Here is an 18,838-nt window from a genome sequence, read left to right on the forward strand (position 1 = left end):
ATGGAAACATTTTTAGGTATAGATTATCCAACATTATGGTATTTAGTAGTAGGACTTTTGTTTTCTGGTTATGCTATTTTAGAAGGTTTTGATTATGGTGCTGGCGCATGGCATTTATTTTTAAAAAAAGATATAAGTAGGCGTATAGCCATAAATGCAATTGGACCCTTATGGGATGCTAATCAAGTGTGGTTAATTATTGGTGGCGGCGCATTGTTTGCAGGTTTTCCTGTAATGTATGCAACAATGTTATCGGCAATGTATATTCCGTTTATGTTGTTTTTAATGCTATTGGTATTACGTTCTGCTGCTATAAAATTTAGAAGTGCTGAAGAAATGAAATGGTGGCGAAAAACTTGGGACATCATTTACTTTACATCAAATATATTAATAGCTTTTTTACTTGGCGTTGTTTTAGGTAACGTATTACAAGGTTTTGAATTACACGAAAACTTTATTTATAAAGGTGGTATTTTCTTTGCGTTTTTAAACCCATATTCATTAATGGTTGGGTTTACAACATTATCCATTTTTATGACACAAGGAGCTATTTTTCTTCTTTTAAAAACAGAAGGAAAACTGCATGATAGATTATCATTTTTACTAAAAAGAGGAATGGTGTTCTTCATTGTCAGTTTTGCAGTTACATCTTTTTACACGTTAACGTATCTTCACGGTGTAACCGATAAATTTAAAGAACAACCTATATTTTTCGCTTTACCAATTTTAGCATTTTTAGCAGTAGCCAATGTGCCAAGATTAGTATCTAAAAAGAAATACTTTTATGCATTAGTATTTTCGTCATTAATCATGGCATTTTTATTAATGTTAGTAGCTTTTCAATTGTATCCAGTGTTGTTGCCTTCAACTATAAATCCAGAATATAGTGTAACTATTTACAATGCAGCATCATCACAAAAATCATTAGGGATCATGCTTACTATTGTACTAATTGGTGCGCCACTTTTAGCATTTTATTTCTTGTTTTTATACAAAACGTTTAACGGAAAAGTAGAGCTAGACGATACAAGTTATTAAATAAATAGATTAAAAATAATCAACCAGAGTTGTGTTTGATTATTTTTTGTACATTTGTTAACCACTTGGTTAAACCATATAGTTAAAATGAAAAAAACAAAAGACGAAAATACCGAAGAACAGATACTTGAAGCTGCCAAAAGCGTATTTCAATCCAAAGGAATGGATGGCGCACGAATGCAAGAAATAGCAGATAAAGCTGGAATTAACAAAGCCATGCTTCATTATTATTATAGAAGTAAACAACTATTGTTTGAAGCGGTTTTTAACAATGCGTTTTCATTATTGGCACCTCAATTAAACGCCATTTTAAATGATGATTCTTCTATTGAAGACAAGATTAAAAACTTTACTTCTAACTATATATCATTCATTGTAAAGCATCCATATTTGCCAAATTTTATCATTCAAGAATTGAATAGAAATCAAGATTTTATTTTAAAATTAAAAGACAAAGGTTTTCCAAATATTGAAAAATTCAAAAAACAAGTAAATGAAGACGTTGCTAAAGGACTTATAAAACCAATTAGTGCAGAACAATTATTTATAAATATAATGGCTCTGAATATTTTCCCTTTTGTGGCAAAACCTTTAATCATGGCATTTACAAATTCAGATGATAAAAATTATAAATTACTAATGGAAGATCGTAAAACAGAAGTTGCCAATTTTATTATTAATTCCATAAAGACGACATAAAATGAAACAGTTAATAGTCATTTTCGCAATCTTAATCACGCTACCAAGTGTTGCACAGCAAAGCATCACCTTAGAGCAATGTTACCAATTAGTGATAGAGAATTATCCTTTAGCAAAACAGACGCAACTATTAGATGCACAAAACAAATTGGATAAAGAAGTGGTTTCTACATCAAAATTACCACAATTAAGTTTAGATGCACAAGCAACATATCAGTCTGATGTGATTGAAATTCCTATTCCAAATGCTGGTATAGAACCTTTAAACAAAGATCAATATCGTGCTACATTATCTGTTAATCAACTTATTTATAATGGAGGTGCAACTGATGCAACATTAGATTTAAAATCGGCACAACTTAAAACCAAACAAAAGCAGGTTGAAGTCAGTTTGTATCAATTAAAACAGCAAATCAATCAATTGTATTTTTCAATTTTATTAGTACAAGAATCAGAGTTGTTACTAAACGCCAAAAAAGAACAATTAAAAGTTAAACTGAAAGAAGTACAATCTGGAATAAAGTATGGTGTTATTTTACCATCGTCCGATAAAGTTTTGGAAGCCGAATTATTAAAATTAAGCCAACAATTTAAAGAGCTAGTAAGTAATAAAGCAAGTCTTATTGCAACGCTTTCTAGTTTAATAAGTAAACCATTAAATGATTCTGTAGTATTTCAAAATCCACTTGTAGAAACCGATTTACAAACCGAATTAGCTAGACCAGAATTGGAATTATTTCAACTTAAAAAAGAAGAAATTACAACTTCAGAAAATGTATTATCCAAGCAAAACGCACCTAAATTACTAGGTTTTGCATCAGGTGGTTATGGTAATCCTGGATTGAATATGTTGGATAATTCGTTTCAACCTTTTTATACAGTTGGTGTAAAATTGAACTGGAATGTATTCGATTGGAATTCTAATAAAAAACAACGTGAATCTTTAGCAATCAATAAAGATATTGTGGAAAATGAAACCGAAATTTTTAAACTAAATACAAACATTCAACTAAATCAACAACAAAAAGAAATTGATAAAATTGAAGAATTTATTGCATCAGATCTAGAAATCATCAACTTAAGAAAAGAGGTTCTCAAGTCAACAGATTCACAACTCAAAAATGGCGTGATTACATCTTCAGCATACATTACAGAATTCACCAATTTATATGAAGATGAAAATACGTTGGTAAAACATAAAATTCAGTTACAACTCGCAAAAGCTAATTATAATGTTATTAAAGGTCAATAAAATAAGTCAGATGAAAAACTACAAATACATAATAGGATTTAGCATCATAGCAATCAGTTTATTGTCTTGTGGAGATGATAACGGAAAAGCAGATGGTTACGGAAATTTTGAAGCTACAGAAATCACCATTTCTGCCGAAAACAACGGAAAATTGATGCAATTTGACGTAAATGAAGGTGATATTGTTCAAAAAGAAACCTTTTTAGGATATATCGATACAATTCCGTTAACGCTAAAACGTGAACAATTGGAAGTGTCTAAAGCTGTAATTAGTTCGAAATCTAAAGGTGTTTTATCTCAAATTGCTGTGTTGAATTCTAAATTAAAAACAGCAAACACCAACAAAACGCGAGTAGAAAATTTAATAAAAGACAATGCAGGAACACAAAAACAATTAGATGATGTTACCGGAGAAATAGATGTTATTAAAAATCAAATTAGAAGTGTTGAAATTCAGAATGCACCTGTGGTAAACGAGCTAAAATCTATTGACGTGCAGTTAAAACAAATAGAAGACCAAATTCAAAAAAGTAAAATTATAAATCCAGCAAACGGAACCGTTTTAACCAAATACGCAGAACCAAACGAGATTACTGCTTTTGGAAAACCACTCTATAAAATTGCCGATTTAAACACCATGCAACTACGCGTTTACATCAGCGAAACACAATTAGCCAATATAAAAATCGGACAAGAAGTAACGGTTAAAATTGATGATGCAGATACAATGAAATCTTATAAGGGTAAAATTAGTTGGATTGCTTCGGAAGCAGAATTTACACCAAAAATTATTCAAACTAAAGAAGAACGCGTTGCATTAGTTTATGCTGTAAAAGTAGATGTAAAAAACGATGGAAGCTTAAAAATAGGCATGCCTGCTGAAATGTGGTTAACTAAAGAATAAATGAGCATTCATATTTCTAACATATCAAAATCATACAAAAACGTAAAAGCCTTACAAGACATTTCTTTTGATGTGAATGCAGGTGAACTTTTCGGATTAATTGGTCCTGATGGCGCAGGAAAAACTACGTTATTCAGAATTTTAACAACATTGCTAATTGCAAACGAAGGTACAGCAACAGTTGCAGGTTTTAATGTAGTTTCAGACTATAAAAACATTAGAAATAGCGTTGGTTACATGCCTGGAAAATTTTCGCTATATCAAGATTTAACTGTCGAAGAAAACTTAGAATTTTTCGCTACCATCTTCGGTACAACCATTGAAGAAAATTACGAGTTAATCAAAGATATCTACGTGCAAATAGAACCTTTTAAAGCTCGTAGAGCTGGTAAACTTTCAGGAGGAATGAAGCAAAAACTCGCTTTATGTTGTGCTTTAATCCATAAACCCAAAGTGTTGTTTTTAGATGAGCCAACTACAGGAGTTGATCCAGTTTCTAGAAAAGAGTTTTGGGACATGCTAAAACGTTTACAACAAAAAAACATCACCATTTTGGTATCCACACCTTATATGGATGAAGCCGCTTTGTGTGATAGAATTGCCTTGATTCAAGATGGAAAAATTTTAGAAATAGATACACCAGAAGCGATTGTAAAACATTACCCAAAACCAATTTACAACGTGAGCGCAAATAATATGTACCAACTTATTAATAGTTTAAATGCTTATAAACACAATCATAGTGTGTACCCTTTTGGCGAATTTGTGCATTATACAGATAATAGAACAGATTTTAATCCTGAAGATTTAAAAGTGTATTTAGAATCTAAAAATTTATCAAACATAAACATTGATAAAACAGTAGCAACCATTGAGGATACCTTTATGGAATTAGCAAAATAAAAAATAGCCCTCACAGGTTTTTAAAACCTGTGAGGGCTTAAAAAAAATGAAGAATAACAACGTCATACAAGTAGAAGGCTTAACCAAAATGTTTGGAGATTTTACTGCTGTAAATGCTATAACTTTTGAAGTTAAAAAAGGCGAAATATTTGGTTTCTTAGGCGCAAATGGAGCAGGAAAAACCACAGCTATGAAAATGCTGATAGGAATTTCCAATCCTACCTCTGGAAAAGCAAATGTAGCTGGTTTCGATGTGTTTACACATGCTGAAGACATCAAGAAAAGCATTGGTTATATGAGTCAGAAATTTGCCTTGTACGACGATTTAACAGTGAAAGAAAATATTACTTTTTTTGGAGGTATTTATGGATTATCCAGAAAACGAATCAAAGAAAAATCTGCAATTTTAATTGAGGAATTAGGATTAGAAAAAGTAGCAAACAAACTCGTTGGCGCATTGCCCTTAGGCTGGAAACAAAAACTATCATTCTCTGTATCCATGATTCACGACCCTAAAATTGTGTTTTTAGATGAACCAACAGGAGGCGTTGATCCGATTACCAGACGTCAGTTTTGGGAAATGATTTACAAAGCAGCCAACCAAGGAACAACGGTTTTTGTTACCACACATTATATGGATGAAGCAGAATATTGCGACCGAGTTTCAATTATGGTTAATGGTAAAATAGAAGCTTTAGATACTCCAAAACAATTAAAAGCGCAGTTTGAAGTAGATAATATGAATGATGTGTTTTTAAAACTAGCAAGAGGATGAAAATGTTTCTCGCAGATTTCACAGATTTACGCAGAAAATAGATTTAAAAAATCTGCGCTTATTTGCGAAATCAGCGGTAGAAAAAAATAAAATAATTATGGAACAAAAAACAGAAAATGAATTATCCTTTATCATCAGAGGAGCGATTTTTAAAGTCTTTAATGAATTAGGTCCTGGTTTATTAGAATCTGTATATGAAACCGTTTTAATGTATGAATTAGAAAAACAAGGATTATCTGTAAAAAGACAAGTAGCATTACCAATTTTTTATGATGATATTGAATTAGAAATTGGTTACAGATTAGATTTATTAATAAATAATAAGGTAATAATCGAAATCAAATCAGTAGAAACTTTAGCAAAAGTTCATCATAAACAAGTTCTAACTTATTTAAAAATTTCAGAACTGAAGTTAGGCATTTTAGTGAATTTCAATGTCGATGACATCACAAAAGGCATTTACAGAAAAGTAAACGGACTATAAAAACAAAAAAAATCTGCGGTAATCAGCGTAATCCGCGGGAATATATTATGAAAAGATTCATAGGCTTCATAAAAAAAGAATTCTACCACATCTTTAGAGATAGACGTTCATTGTTTATACTCTTTGGAATGCCAATAGCACAAATTATGTTGTTTGGTTTCGCTATTACTAACGAAATAAATAATGTAGATATCGCCATTTTAGACCATTCTAAAGATGTAACAACAGAAGAAATTATCAATAAAATTTCAGCTTCAAAATATTTCAGTATCAATCAATTTATTGAAAAAGAATCTGACATTGAAACCGTTTTCAAAAAAGGAAAAGTAAAAGCAGTTTTAAATATCGAAAAAGATTTCAGCAAAAATCTAATCAAAGAACACAAAGCAACAATTCAAATAATTACAGATGCTACAGACCCAAATACAGCAAATACCATAAGTAATTATGTAAACGCCATTCTTATTCAATATCAAAAAGAATTGAACAAAGAAATCACAATCACCTATCAAACAGTTCCACAAACAAGAATGGTTTACAATCCCGAATTAAAAAGCGTGTATATGTTTGTTCCTGGAGTTATGACCATCATTTTGATGTTAGTTTCTGCAATGATGACTTCTATTTCTATAACAAGAGAGAAGGAATTAGGCACTATGGAAATACTTTTGGTGTCTCCATTAAAACCATTCCAAGTTATTGTTGGAAAGGTGTTTCCTTATATTTTTCTGTCCATAATCAATGCAGTAGTTATTGTATTGTTGAGCATTTTTATTTTCAAAATGCCAGTACAAGGAAGCTTGTTTTTATTAGCTTTAGAAAGTATATTGTTTATCATTAGTGCTTTGGCTTTGGGTATATTAATCTCAACCATTTCGGCAACCCAACAAACAGCAATGATGATTTCCTTGATGGGATTAATGCTTCCTGTTATTTTGCTTTCTGGCTTTATTTTTCCAATATCAAGCATGCCATTACCATTGCAAATCATTAGTAATATCATTCCTGCAAAATGGTTTATCATCATTATAAAAGGCATTATGCTGAAAGGTGTTGGCATTCAATTTATATGGAAAGAAACATTGATTTTAGTTGCTATGACCATCTTTTTCATCGGTTTAAGTGTGAAGAAATATAAAATCAGACTCGAGTAATGAAAACAATTCTATACATCATACAAAAGGAATTCAAGCAAATCTTTAGAAATAAAGGCATGCTTCCTATCATTTTTGTTTTACCAATATTACAACTCGTCATTTTATCTAATGCTGCCACTTTTGAAGTTAAGAATATCAAATTCGGTTATATCGATAACGACCATACATCAACCTCCAGAGCCTTAGTAGAAAAATTTAACGCCTCAACTTATTTTAACGTATTAACCGATTTTCCTTCAGAAGCATTGGCAAGTGCTGCCATGCTAAAAGGAGAAGTGGATGTGCTTTTGGAAATTCCGAATTATTTTGAACGCGATTTACAAAACGAAAAACACAATGCTTTAGGAGTTACTATTAACGCAATTGATGGTGCTGCAGCTGGAGTAGAAAATGTATATGTTTCACAGATTGTACAACGTTTTAATCAAAATTTAAAAGTGGATTTGATGCAGGTTTCAGACCAGCAAATTCAGCCCGTAAATATTGAAACTATTCCTTTATTTTGGTATAACGAAACACTAAATTATAAAACCTTTATGGTTCCTGGAATATTGGTTTTACTAGTCACTATGATTACATTATTCCTGTCTGGAATGAATATTGTTCGCGAAAAAGAAATCGGTACTTTAGAGCAAATAAACGTGACGCCAATTAAAAAAAGCCAGTTTATTATCGGAAAACTCTTTCCGTTTTGGGTTATAGGAATGGGTTTGTTAACCATTGGTTTAATCTTGGCAAAAGTTATATTTAATGTGCCAATGATTGGTAGTTTGCCACTCATGTATTTATACACTTCCATTTATATTTTTGTAGTATTAGGTATTGGATTATTCATTTCAAATTTCACCGAAACACAACAACAAGCCATGTTTATTGCTTGGTTTTTTACGGTTATATTTATATTAATGAGTGGTTTATTTACACCAATAGAAAGTATGCCAAAATGGGCACAAACCATAACGGAGTTTAACCCAATTAAATACTTTGTAGAAGTAATGCGCATGGTCATGCTAAAAGGCTCTAACATAAATGACATTTTACCACAACTAATCAAAACAGCGTTATATGCCTTTATAATGAATGGATTGGCAGTTTGGAGTTACAGGAAAACAAATTAAAAATCTTATGTAACAAAAGTAACTGTATAAACTTTAGCTTAAAGTTACCTTTACAGAAGGATTAAAAAAGTATACACTTCACTTTTTAATCGTAACTAACTCATAATCTGAATCAAAATGTCTAAAATTGTCATTTTAGGAGCAGGAATTTCTGGTCACGTAGCTGCGTCGCACTTAAGACGAAAGCTATCTAAAGATCACGAAGTTGTCGTAGTCTCTCCTAATAGTAATTACCAATGGATTCCGTCCAATATTTGGGTCGGAATTGGTAGAATGAAATCCAAAAAAATCTTATTCCCATTAGCGCCATTATACAAAAAGAAAGGCATTGGGTATAAGCAAGCCAAAGCGGTAACCTTTTATCCAGAAGGAGATAAAACAGAGCAGAAACCTTATGTTTTAGCCGAATATGTTACAGGTGAAAAGAAAGGAACTCAAGAAAAAGTTACTTACGATTACTTGATAAATGCAACAGGACCAAAGCTAAATTTTGAAGCAACAGAAGGCTTAATTCCTGGTGAAAACAAAACCTATTCTGTTTGTACTTACACGCATGCGGATCATGCTTGGCATGGTTTAAATGAAGTGATTCAGCAAATGAAAAACGGAAAAAAAGCCAAAATTTTAATAGGTACTGGTCACGCCAAATCGACGTGTCAAGGTGCTGCATTTGAATATATTTTGAATGTAGAACAAGAGTTACGTAGACATAAAGTACGTGATATGGCTGAAATTACTTGGATATCTAATGAATATCTATTAGGAGATTTTGGTATGGATGGTATGTTAATGAGTTACGGAAGCATGACGATGAAGTCTAATGAGATGATAGAAATGATTTTTGAAGATCGAGATATAAAATGGATTACAGGAGCAGGCGTAAATAAAATTGAAGATGGCATAGCGCACTATGAAAATTTAGATGGCGAATACAAAACCGAAACTTATGATTTTGCAATGTTAATTCCAGCATTTTCAGGTCACGGTTTTAAAGCTTACGATAAAAATGATAACGACATTACAGACAAGCTATTTAAAGGCTTTATGATTGTAGATGCTGATTATACACCAAAACCTTATGAGCAATGGAGTGTGCAAGATTGGCCAGAAACCTATCAAAACCCAAGTTATAAAAACATCTTTGCACCAGGTATTGCATTTGCGCCGCCACATACAATTTCTAAACCTAGAAAAAGTAAAAATGGAACTGATATATTTCCTGCTCCACCAAGAACAGGTATGCCATCAGGTATTACAGCAAAATTAGTAGCAGATAACATTATCGATAGTATAAAATCCGGTAAAGAATCTTTACACCATAAAGGATCAATGGGAAATATGGGAGCAGCATGTATAGCTTCTGCTGGTTATGGTATGACTCAAGGAAGTGGTGTAAGTATTACCACATACCCAATTGTACCAGATTATAATAAATATCCAAAAACACAAGGTAGAAAACTAGGGAAAACCTTTGGAGATATAGGTTTAGCAGGACATTGGTTAAAATTAGCCTTACACTACGCCTTTATTTACAAAGCAAAAATGAAACCGTTTTGGTGGTTGATCCCTGAATAAAAAATTTAAGATTATGACACAAAGAATATCAAAATATCAGCGTTTTAAAATGATGAATCCTATTATACAATTTTTTAAATTCATCTATTTAAGTATTAAAATTATGATTGTTGTTGCTGGCGGACATGGCGGCACAAGAAAAGTAAACTGACGTGGTTGTCAGTGATTTTGGTTGGTTTTTAATTGAAAAAGGGCATTTTAAAAATGCCCTTTTTCTATATGATTTAGCAATCAAAATAGCGTCAGTTCACGTGATTTTTAGTGTTTGCTTAGTGTAGTCGAAGCAGAACTAAAAAATTGTATCAAGAACTTTTAATAAATAACGGACATGTTTTTATTAAAATTGATACTGCACAAAAGCAGAAAAGTTACGTCCTGGTTCTGTAATTGGTGTTCTTCCAAAATCAGCTTGATTTGTAAAACTAAAGTTTAAGTGATTGTTATAAGCTTCATCAAAAATATTTAATGCTGCAATACCTAATGTTAAGTTTTTAAGTGGTTTTACACCTAATTTTATATCTAAAGTTTCATAACCAGCTGTTGTGGTTTCTCCAAAACTTTCGGCAATATTCTCTTGTTTACTTGTGATGTTATATTGCACTTTTGCCCAATATTTTTCACGATTAACACCTAAAGAAAACGTGCTATTTAATGGCGGTGTAAGTGGTAAAGATTCACTTAAATCATTGTTTTTTGCATACACGTAAGCCAATTCAGTTTTAAAATAAAAATCATTTAAAAAGTTAACTTTCGCCATAGCTTCAAAACCAGTTTTATAAGCGTTATCTAAATTTCTAAACACTTTTACTTCTTGTGGCATTGCAGTTGGCATATACTTGCGTGTAATGGTTGGATCTACAACCGCTACGATATAATTTTCGAATTTAGAATAGTAAAAACTAGCCGCGTAATTAAAGTTGTTTTTACTGTTTTTTCCTTTAAAACCAACTTCAAATTGATTGTTAACTTCTGGATTTAGATTTGGGTTTCCTAAATATTCATAAGGATCTTGACCAACAGTAAAATGATTAATATAACGCTCTATCATATTAGCACTTCGTACACCACGACCATAAGCAGCTTCTAACGTAAAATTATCTGTAACTAATCGCTTGATAGAGACTGTTCCGCTTACGTTGTTATCTGTTTTTTCTTCTAAATCGTAACGCGTAGCAAAGTCGTCTTCTGGATCTTGGATATCACTTTTTACTAAGTCATAACGCATACCAGCAGTCAGTACTGTTGTTGGGTTAATTGCCCATTTTGCTTCTGTAAATACACCATAATCGTTAATGTAAGAATCTTGCCAAACCTTGTCGTTAAACACCATTGGCATAGCAAGTGGCATGCCCATCATGTTTAGCTTCATGGTTCTGGTTCTTCCACCATCTCTTGCAATAGTCATTGCGTCTAAACCACTAAAAACAGTCAGGTTTTTTGCTGGTTGCCAGTTTAATTCTAATTTTCCGCCAATGGTTGTAGATTCAACAGAAGATTCTGCCGCCATGCGTACAAATGAAGGTCTGTCAAAATTTGTCATTAAATGATCTACGTAGCTGTAATACGCTTTCGCGGAAAAGCTTTTAACAGTTTCACCTAAATCAGAAATTTTATAATCTAAAGATAGGATACTACTATCATCATATTCGGTATCCATCATTAGCGCAGCATGTTGTACATCACGACCAAAAGATTGACGCCAATGCGCTTGTAAACGTTGATTGTCTGTAAAATTATAGCCTAACTTTACACCATAATCGGTGCTTCTAAAAGACGATGGAATTTCGACACCATTGCCATCTTCATAGCTTCCAAAATCTCTGTACCCAACATTACCAACAATGTCATATTTATCTTCAATATATTGTAATTGAAACATGTTTACCATCGAGTTTCCGTTGGTTTCATATCCAGCAGAAGCTTTACCATGAAAGCCTTTATCTAAATAATTTGGTTTTTGAGTGACTAAGTTTACAATACCGCCAAATGTTGCGCCATAACGTACGGTGTACGGACCTTTAATAATTTCAATTTTTGAAATTTCTTCAGGAATCACATGTGTTGTTATAGGATCCATGCGGTTTGGGCAAGCGTGCATTGCTTTAGTTCCGCCATCATATTGCACGTTTAATTGCTCGTATTGACTAGCTCTAAAACTTGGGTCTATAGCGTAATTACCTCTTTTAATAACAGAAAAACCGTTAATATCATTAAATAAATCGGCTACGTTTTTAGGTTGAACAATAGTTTCATCATAATTATTAGTAACAATAGTATGTATCGGGTCTGTTTTTAAATTTCCGGTTATAATAACTTCGTCTAAAGTTGTTACTTTTTGTGTAGTTGTATCTTTTACTTTAGGGTTTGTTTGAGCAATAGATACGGTTGTGATTAGCGCACATAATAATGCACTATAAAATGTTTTCATCGTATATTTTTATTTGAAAATTTGTAATAAGTCTGTGGTTTTAATACTGAAAAACAGTATTAAAGCTATAATAATGGTATGTAGACTTAAACTTGTGGAGGATGAAAACAGGAAGATTTATAACTAAAGTTATAAAGGTTAAGGTAGGTAAAGTTTTCCCTTTTTAAACTATAAAAGTTTGTTTGTAATTTATAATCTGTAATGTCTTGTTTAAATAGAAGTAACTCTTCAAAATTTATAATTTTAACAGGCTCATTTTCGTCACCAGTCGTTTGAGCTACTTTTTTTAAATGACACTTTCCGTTACATTGTAATTCTGGTTTGTCTTTATTTTCGCAAAGCTCTTCAATAAAGCCAATAGGATCTAATTCGTAGTATATAAAAGTAAAAGAGACTCTTAGCATATTAAATATAATAAGAGCGCTTAAACTAACAGCAAAAAAGAAAATCCATTTTTTCATGTCACAAAAATAAATTGTAGAGATTAATTTAAATGTGACAAAAGTCACATTAGGCTATCATTTTATCTAGGTAACATATGTTACTGACATGGGTGTTTTCTAAACGTACATTTGTATCAGTAAAAATTGAAAAATGAAACATTTAATTAACTTATCAATCCTATCAGTATTTATATGGTCTGCCTCAACACAAGCTCAAGAGGTAAAACCAATAAGTAAAAGTGAAGTTTTGACTCAAGTTTCAGAAAACAATACATCTATAAAAATTTCTGAAGAAGAATTTAACCAAGCTAAAGCAGATTATAGACAGACCAATGCTATTTTCTTGCCAAATATTACAGCTAGTCACACAGGTATTTCAACAACAAATCCTTTAATGGCTTTTGGTTCAAAATTAAATCAAGAAATTTTAACCCAAGCAGATTTTAATCCAGCACTGTTAAACGATCCAGAAACAACACAAAACTTTGCCACCAAGCTAGAAGTACAACAACCATTAATTAATGTTGATGGTATATTTCAGCGTAAAGCAGCCAAATCTAAAATGGAAGCTATGTCACTAAAGACAAAGCGTACAGAAGATTATATGACTTTTGAAGTAGATAAAGCCTATATGCAATTACAATTAGCATACAAAGCTGTAGATGTTTTAGAAAAAGCTTTAGAAGCTGCTAACGCAAATAAAAAATTAGCAGATAATAGTTACGAGCAAGGGTATTTACAACGTGCCGATGTACTTAATGTAGAAGTGCGTGTTACCGAAGTAAAAAACCAATTACAACAAGCTAAAAGTAACGTGCAAAATGCGTCTAATTATTTATCATTTTTAATGAATGACGACACATTTATAACCTACAAACCAAGCGATACATTAACACCTTATGTGCGTACAATTGAGTTAAAAACGTTTACTGAAAATCGTAGCGATATCAAAGCAATGCAGTTAGCAAGTAAAGCTTATGAAGCAATGAGTAAAGCAGATAAAATGGCGTTTTTACCACGTTTAAACGCTTTTGGAAGTTACGAAATGTATGATGATAAAATCTTTCAAGCAGATGCCAACGGATACATTGTTGGTGCGCAATTAAGTTGGGATATTTTTCAAGGGTCAAAGCGTTTTGGAAAAGCGCAAAAAAGTAGAGCTGAGTTTGAAAAATCGAAGCTTGAATACAATCAATATGTATCAAAAAGTAAGTTAGAATTAAATAAAGCTAAACGAATGCTTATTGATGCCGAAAACAAATTAAACCTATCAAAATTAGCTTTAGATCAATCGGAAGAATCACTTCGTATTCGTACCAATCGTTTTAAAGAAGGTTTAGAAAAAACATCAGATTTATTGATGGCAGAAACTCAATACGCACAAAAACAATTAGAATATTACCAAACCATTTTTGAATACAATTACGCTTTAGCGTACGTTAATTTTTTAACTAAAGAATAACCTCTCGACTGCGCTCGAGGAGACAAATTTTGTCAGGTCGAGCGCAGTCGAGACCTAAATATAAAACTTAAATAAAAATGAAAAAACTATATACCATCTTATCACTTTCAACCGCAATATTACTAGCAAGTTGTGGTAGCGAAGACAAAAAAGTAGTTGCAGATAACTCGCCAGCTATTCCTGTAAAAATAGCAAAGGTTAGCGACAATAATGATAGCCCATTTTTAGCGGTAAGTGGAAAAATTCAAGCTGAAAACAGTGCAAATTTAAGCACAAGAATGATGGGTTACGTCAATAGCGTACCTGTAAATGTTGGCGATAAAGTAAGCAAAGGACAGTTGTTAGTAGCTATTAATAATGCCGATTTACAAGCGCAAAAAGCACAAGTAAAAGCAAATATTACAAAAGCTACAGCAGCATTTAATAACGCTAAAAAAGACTACGAGCGTTTTCAAGCACTTTTTGCAAAAAATAGTGCCTCTCAAAAGGAAATGGATGATATGACAGCCAATTACGAGATGGCAAAAGCAAGTCTTGAAGCTGCAAAGCAAATGAAAAATGAAATTAACGCACAATTTGCTTATACCAACATTACTGCACCTTTTAGCGGTGTTATTACAAACAAAAATGTGAAGAAAGGAGATATGGCAAATCCAGGTCAGCCTTTAATTTCAATAGAAGCTCCAGGCGATTTTGAAGTGGTTGCAATGGTACCAGAAACCGAAATTTCAGACATAAAAAAAGATACAAAAGTCAATGTAAATGTAAAATCTATTAACCAAACTATTTCTGGAAAAGTCACCGAAGTAAGTACATCTGCAGCACAAACAGGCGGACAATATTTGGTGAAGATAACCTTAGATAAAACCGAAGCAAAAATTCTATCAGGAATGTTCACAACTGTGCAATTTCCTGTAGAAAGAAAAGCTGAAACTTCAATGGTTTTAATACCAAAAGCAGCTATTGTAAACAATGGTCAGTTAAGCGGCGTTTACACGGTAAGTCAAAGTAATACAGCAATGTTACGTTGGCTGCGTTTAGGTAGAACATTTGGAAATGAAGTAGAAGTATTATCTGGTTTAAACGCCAATGAAAGTTATATCGTTTCAGCAGAAGGAAAGTTGTATAACGGAGCGAAAATAAGTAAGCAGTAATTCAGTTTGCAGTAGGCAGTAAATAGTACTGAATTTTAAATTAATAACAAGATTGAATTAACAGTTCAAAGTAGCGTTAGGGATAGAAGCGGCATCCTTTTTATTGTCACATTGAGCGCAGTCGAAATGTAAGACAATAAAAAGATATAGCGAATAGCCCGTTAAAACGCCCAAAAAATAAGAAATCAAAATGAAAGAAGGTTTAGCAGGAAAAATTGCCAAAGTCTTTATGACATCGAAGCTTACAGTGCTTTTAATGATTGTTTTTATGGTCATTGGTGTGTACAGCTCGTTTTTAATTCCTCGAGAAGAAGAGCCGCAAATTGATGTGCCTATGGCAGATATTTTTGTAGGTTATCCTGGTGCAAGTCCAACCGAGGTTGAATCTAGAGTGATCAAGCCTTTAGAGCAATTAATTTCGAATATAAAAGGTGTGGAATATGTGTATTCTACGTCTATGAAAGAACAAGGAATGGTCATCGTTCAGTTTTATGTTGGCGAAGATATCGAGCGTTCTTTTGTAAAACTTTACAACGAAATCAATAAGCATATGGATCAAATGCCTGAAGGCGTAACGTTTCCATTAGTAAAAACACGTGCTATTGATGATGTACCGATGTTAGGTTTAACGTTGTGGAGTGAGAATTATGACGATTTTCAATTAGGGCAAATGGCTCAAGAATTAGAAGCCGAAATTAAGAAAGTAAATGACGTTGCAATTACACACAAAATAGGTGGAAGAGAACGTCAAATACGTGTCGTTTTAGATAAAGATAAATTAGCAAGTGCTGGCTTAGATTTTTTATCAGTTTCTGAAATGATTAAAGCCAACAACGCACAATTAAATAGCGGAACGTTTGATAAAAATGATACCGAATTTGTTGTAAACACAGGCAAGTTTTTAGAATCGATGACTGATGTTGAAAATTTAGTCGTTGGTGTTCAGCAAAATCAGCCCATCTATTTAAAGCAAGTGGCAAAAATTGTTGATGGTCCAGAAGTGCCACAAAATTATGTTAGTCTTGGTTTTGGTCAGGCTAGCGAAAAAGCAAGCGATTACAAATCAGAATATCCTGCAGTAACTATTTCTGTAGCAAAACGAAAAGGTGCAGACGCGATGAAAATTGCAGATGTCATCATTGATAAAGTAGAGCATTTACGTAAAACTTTAATTCCTGATGATGTTCACGTAGAAATCACCAGAAACTATGGTGAAACAGCATCTCACAAAGTATCAGAATTACTATTGCACCTTATTGGTTCTATCATTGCAGTAACATTTGTAGTGATGTTGGCAATGGGTTGGCGTGGTGGATTGGTCGTGTTTTTATCTGTGCCAATTACCTTCGCATTAACGCTATTAAGCTACTATATGCTGGATTATACGCTTAACCGAATCACCTTATTTGCGCTAGTATTCGTTACAGGTATTGTGGTAGACGATTCAATTATCATTGCCGAAAATATGCATAGGCATTTTAAAATGAAACGCTTGCCTTTTAAACAAGCGGCTCTTTATGCCATTAACGAAGTTGGTAACCCAACTATTCTAGCAACATTCACTGTAATTGCTTCGGTATTGCCTATGGCATTTGTGTCTGGATTAATGGGACCATATATGGCGCCAATGCCGATCGGTGCGTCTATTGCGATGATTTTATCATTATTTGTAGCCTTAACCATTACACCATATTTAGGTTATATTTTCTTGCGTGAAAAAGATAAAAAAGGTGTAGCTGAGAAACCTAAAAAACCTTTAGAGGACACATTAATTTATAAGTTCTATGAAAAATTTGAACGTCCGTTAATTGAAAGTTCTTCAAAACGTTGGTTGTTTTTAGGGTTGACTTTCATCTTATTAATGGGAACAATGGTGATGTTCTTCACTAATTCGGTAGTTGTAAAAATGTTACCGTTTGATAACAAAAACGAATTTCAAGTTGTGATTGATATGCCAGAAGGAACAACCTTAGAGCGTACAGCAGTTGTAGCTCAAGAAATTTCGCAATACTTATCAACGCGACCAGAAGTGGTTAACTATCAGAATTATATTGGGACTTCAGCGCCAATTACTTTTAACGGTTTAGTACGTCACTACGATTTACGTGGTGGAAGTAATATGGCAGATATACAAGTGAATTTAATTGATAAAGGAGAACGTAGTGCGCAATCTCACGATATTGCAAAATTATTGCGTCCTGACATTCAAAAGATAGCTTCAAAATATAATGCGAATGTTAAGGTTGTTGAAGTGCCGCCAGGTCCACCTGTATTATCAACTTTAGTGGCTGAAATTTACGGTCCTGATTATGATAAGCAAATGGAGATTGCTAATGAAGTTCAGAACATTTTGAATAATACAGAAGATGTTGTTGACGTCGATTGGATGGTAGAAGCTGATCAAAAAGAATTTCAATTCACCATAGATAAAGAAAAAGCAATGCTTTACGGTGTAGCACCAAAACAGATTGCTTATACCATGAATATGGCATTGTCCAACAGACCGTTAACCGTGTTGTATGATGAAGATGCAGTAAATCAAATAGGTTTAGTGTTAGCTTTAGATGAAAAGGAAAAATCAACTATTCAAGATATTTCACAGCTAAAAGTGAAATCGCAACAAGGCAACTTAGTGCCAATTGTAGACTTGGTTGATATTACTGAAACTACAAGTGCTAAAAGTATTTACCGTAAAAACCAAAAACGCGTGGTGTATGTGCTAGCAGATATGGCTGGTAAATTAGAAAGTCCTGCGTATGTTATTTTAGGAATGGAAGATAAATTAAAAGCAATTCCGTTACCACAAGGTTACGAGATCAATGAAATGTATTTAGGACAACCAGAATTTGAAGATGATTACACCGTAAAATGGGATGGAGAATGGCAAATTACCTTGGAAGTATTTAGGGATTTAGGAATAGCCTTTTTAGGGGCAATTGCTTTAATCTACATCTTAATTGTAGGTTGGTTCCAAAACTTTAAAGCACCAATAGTAATGATGGTTGCTATACCATTATCTATGATTGGTATTATTTTAGGTCACTGGTTAATGGGAGCATTTTTCACCGCAACATCATTTATAGGTATGATTGCTTTGGCGGGAATTATGGTACGTAATTCGGTATTACTCATCGATTTTATCAATTTAAGATTAGAAGAAGGCGTGCCATTAAAACAAGCCGCAATAGAAGCAGGAGCAGTGCGTACAACACCAATTTTATTAACAGCAGGAACAGTAGTCATAGGTGCGTTTGTTATCCTATTTGACCCGATTTTTCAAGGATTAGCTATTTCGTTAATGGGTGGAACTATCGTTTCGACAGTGTTAACCTTATTAGTTGTGCCTTTAGTGTATTATATGATAGAACGTAAAAACCATAAATAAAAAGCTGGCCGAGCACGATTGAGTGTCATGAGAGTTCAAAAAAAATCTTAGTTGTGCTCAT

Annotated in this window: 16 protein-coding genes; 14 read left to right on the forward strand and 2 right to left on the reverse strand. The window is 32.9% G+C overall.

From position 1 onward, the window contains the following. The 11 genes from cydB (at position 1) to FHS04_RS11775 (ending at position 10,056) form a co-directional block, all read left to right on the forward strand. The gene (cydB, locus tag FHS04_RS11725) at positions 1–1,038 is read left to right on the forward strand and encodes a cytochrome d ubiquinol oxidase subunit II (protein WP_106678505.1); all 1,038 of its coding nucleotides are present in this window, start codon (positions 1–3) and stop codon (positions 1,036–1,038) included. A gap of 87 nt (positions 1,039–1,125) precedes the next feature. After that, on the forward strand, positions 1,126–1,737 hold the full coding sequence (locus FHS04_RS11730; protein ID WP_027879845.1) for a TetR/AcrR family transcriptional regulator: 612 nt from the start codon (positions 1,126–1,128) through the stop codon (positions 1,735–1,737). A gap of 1 nt (position 1,738) precedes the next feature. Then, positions 1,739–2,989 carry a TolC family protein gene (locus FHS04_RS11735; protein WP_106678503.1) on the forward strand — a complete coding sequence of 417 codons (1,251 nt, stop codon included), beginning with the start codon at positions 1,739–1,741 and terminating at the stop codon, positions 2,987–2,989. 10 nt (positions 2,990–2,999) lie between these two features. After that, a complete protein-coding gene (locus FHS04_RS11740) occupies positions 3,000–3,893 on the forward strand; it encodes an HlyD family secretion protein (protein ID WP_106678759.1) in 894 nt (297 codons plus the stop codon). Next, positions 3,894–4,796, forward strand: a complete 903-nt coding sequence (locus FHS04_RS11745; protein WP_106678501.1) for an ABC transporter ATP-binding protein — start codon at positions 3,894–3,896, stop codon at positions 4,794–4,796. Positions 4,797–4,842: 46 nt separating this feature from the next. Continuing rightward, positions 4,843–5,571 carry an ABC transporter ATP-binding protein gene (locus tag FHS04_RS11750; RefSeq protein ID WP_106678499.1) on the forward strand — a complete coding sequence of 243 codons (729 nt, stop codon included), beginning with the start codon at positions 4,843–4,845 and terminating at the stop codon, positions 5,569–5,571. Between the two features lie 97 nt (positions 5,572–5,668). Next, positions 5,669–6,055, forward strand: coding sequence for a GxxExxY protein (locus tag FHS04_RS11755; protein WP_036227234.1), 387 nt, complete (start codon positions 5,669–5,671; stop codon positions 6,053–6,055). 47 nt (positions 6,056–6,102) lie between these two features. Continuing rightward, a complete protein-coding gene (locus tag FHS04_RS11760; protein ID WP_106678497.1) occupies positions 6,103–7,209 on the forward strand; it encodes an ABC transporter permease in 1,107 nt (368 codons plus the stop codon). Then, entirely contained in the window at positions 7,209–8,330 is a 1,122-nt protein-coding gene (locus tag FHS04_RS11765; RefSeq protein WP_106678495.1) for an ABC transporter permease, read from the forward strand. The genes FHS04_RS11760 and FHS04_RS11765 overlap by 1 nt, the downstream gene beginning before the upstream one ends. Positions 8,331–8,447: 117 nt before the next feature. Further along, the gene (locus FHS04_RS11770; protein WP_106678493.1) at positions 8,448–9,905 is read left to right on the forward strand and encodes an NAD(P)/FAD-dependent oxidoreductase; all 1,458 of its coding nucleotides are present in this window, start codon (positions 8,448–8,450) and stop codon (positions 9,903–9,905) included. Between the two features lie 13 nt (positions 9,906–9,918). Continuing rightward, entirely contained in the window at positions 9,919–10,056 is a 138-nt protein-coding gene (locus FHS04_RS11775; protein ID WP_165353716.1) for a hypothetical protein, read from the forward strand. Between the two features lie 186 nt (positions 10,057–10,242). Here the strand turns inward: FHS04_RS11775 and FHS04_RS11780 are convergent, their stop codons facing one another. Both FHS04_RS11780 and FHS04_RS11785 read right to left on the reverse strand, forming a co-directional pair. Beyond that, complete coding sequence (locus FHS04_RS11780; RefSeq protein WP_106678491.1) at positions 10,243–12,333, reverse strand: TonB-dependent receptor domain-containing protein; 2,091 nt, start codon at positions 12,331–12,333, stop codon at positions 10,243–10,245. Positions 12,334–12,419: 86 nt separating this feature from the next. Next, the gene (locus tag FHS04_RS11785) at positions 12,420–12,794 is read right to left on the reverse strand and encodes a hypothetical protein (protein WP_106678489.1); all 375 of its coding nucleotides are present in this window, start codon (positions 12,792–12,794) and stop codon (positions 12,420–12,422) included. 133 nt (positions 12,795–12,927) lie between these two features. On the opposite strand from FHS04_RS11785, the gene FHS04_RS11790 reads away from it, so the two are divergent. The 3 genes from FHS04_RS11790 (at position 12,928) to FHS04_RS11800 (ending at position 18,777) form a co-directional block, all read left to right on the forward strand. Continuing rightward, a complete protein-coding gene (locus FHS04_RS11790; RefSeq protein WP_106678487.1) occupies positions 12,928–14,238 on the forward strand; it encodes a TolC family protein in 1,311 nt (436 codons plus the stop codon). Positions 14,239–14,315: 77 nt separating this feature from the next. Further along, a complete protein-coding gene (locus tag FHS04_RS11795) occupies positions 14,316–15,392 on the forward strand; it encodes an efflux RND transporter periplasmic adaptor subunit (RefSeq protein ID WP_106678485.1) in 1,077 nt (358 codons plus the stop codon). Between the two features lie 190 nt (positions 15,393–15,582). Beyond that, the gene (locus FHS04_RS11800) at positions 15,583–18,777 is read left to right on the forward strand and encodes an efflux RND transporter permease subunit (RefSeq protein WP_106678483.1); all 3,195 of its coding nucleotides are present in this window, start codon (positions 15,583–15,585) and stop codon (positions 18,775–18,777) included. Positions 18,778–18,838 lie beyond the last annotated feature (61 nt).

The sequence above is a fragment of the Mesoflavibacter zeaxanthinifaciens subsp. sabulilitoris genome (assembly GCF_014191595.1).
GTDB lineage: Bacteria > Bacteroidota > Bacteroidia > Flavobacteriales > Flavobacteriaceae > Mesoflavibacter > Mesoflavibacter zeaxanthinifaciens.

Excerpts from the sequence above, each read along its gene's own strand:
- FHS04_RS11735 (WP_106678503.1), top strand. The coding sequence starts at position 1,739 with ATGAAACAGTTAATAGTCATTTTCGCAATCTTAATCACGCTACCAAGT.
- FHS04_RS11755 (WP_036227234.1), top strand. The coding sequence starts at position 5,669 with ATGGAACAAAAAACAGAAAATGAATTATCCTTTATCATCAGAGGAGCG.
- cydB (WP_106678505.1), top strand. The coding sequence starts at position 1 with ATGGAAACATTTTTAGGTATAGATTATCCAACATTATGGTATTTAGTA.
- FHS04_RS11740 (WP_106678759.1), top strand. The coding sequence starts at position 3,000 with ATGAAAAACTACAAATACATAATAGGATTTAGCATCATAGCAATCAGT.
- FHS04_RS11780 (WP_106678491.1), bottom strand. The coding sequence starts at position 12,333 with ATGAAAACATTTTATAGTGCATTATTATGTGCGCTAATCACAACCGTA.
- FHS04_RS11745 (WP_106678501.1), top strand. The coding sequence starts at position 3,894 with ATGAGCATTCATATTTCTAACATATCAAAATCATACAAAAACGTAAAA.
- FHS04_RS11775 (WP_165353716.1), top strand. The coding sequence starts at position 9,919 with ATGACACAAAGAATATCAAAATATCAGCGTTTTAAAATGATGAATCCT.
- FHS04_RS11800 (WP_106678483.1), top strand. The coding sequence starts at position 15,583 with ATGAAAGAAGGTTTAGCAGGAAAAATTGCCAAAGTCTTTATGACATCG.
- FHS04_RS11785 (WP_106678489.1), bottom strand. The coding sequence starts at position 12,794 with ATGAAAAAATGGATTTTCTTTTTTGCTGTTAGTTTAAGCGCTCTTATT.
- FHS04_RS11760 (WP_106678497.1), top strand. The coding sequence starts at position 6,103 with ATGAAAAGATTCATAGGCTTCATAAAAAAAGAATTCTACCACATCTTT.
- FHS04_RS11750 (WP_106678499.1), top strand. The coding sequence starts at position 4,843 with ATGAAGAATAACAACGTCATACAAGTAGAAGGCTTAACCAAAATGTTT.
- FHS04_RS11730 (WP_027879845.1), top strand. The coding sequence starts at position 1,126 with ATGAAAAAAACAAAAGACGAAAATACCGAAGAACAGATACTTGAAGCT.
- FHS04_RS11790 (WP_106678487.1), top strand. The coding sequence starts at position 12,928 with ATGAAACATTTAATTAACTTATCAATCCTATCAGTATTTATATGGTCT.
- FHS04_RS11795 (WP_106678485.1), top strand. The coding sequence starts at position 14,316 with ATGAAAAAACTATATACCATCTTATCACTTTCAACCGCAATATTACTA.
- FHS04_RS11770 (WP_106678493.1), top strand. The coding sequence starts at position 8,448 with ATGTCTAAAATTGTCATTTTAGGAGCAGGAATTTCTGGTCACGTAGCT.
- FHS04_RS11765 (WP_106678495.1), top strand. The coding sequence starts at position 7,209 with ATGAAAACAATTCTATACATCATACAAAAGGAATTCAAGCAAATCTTT.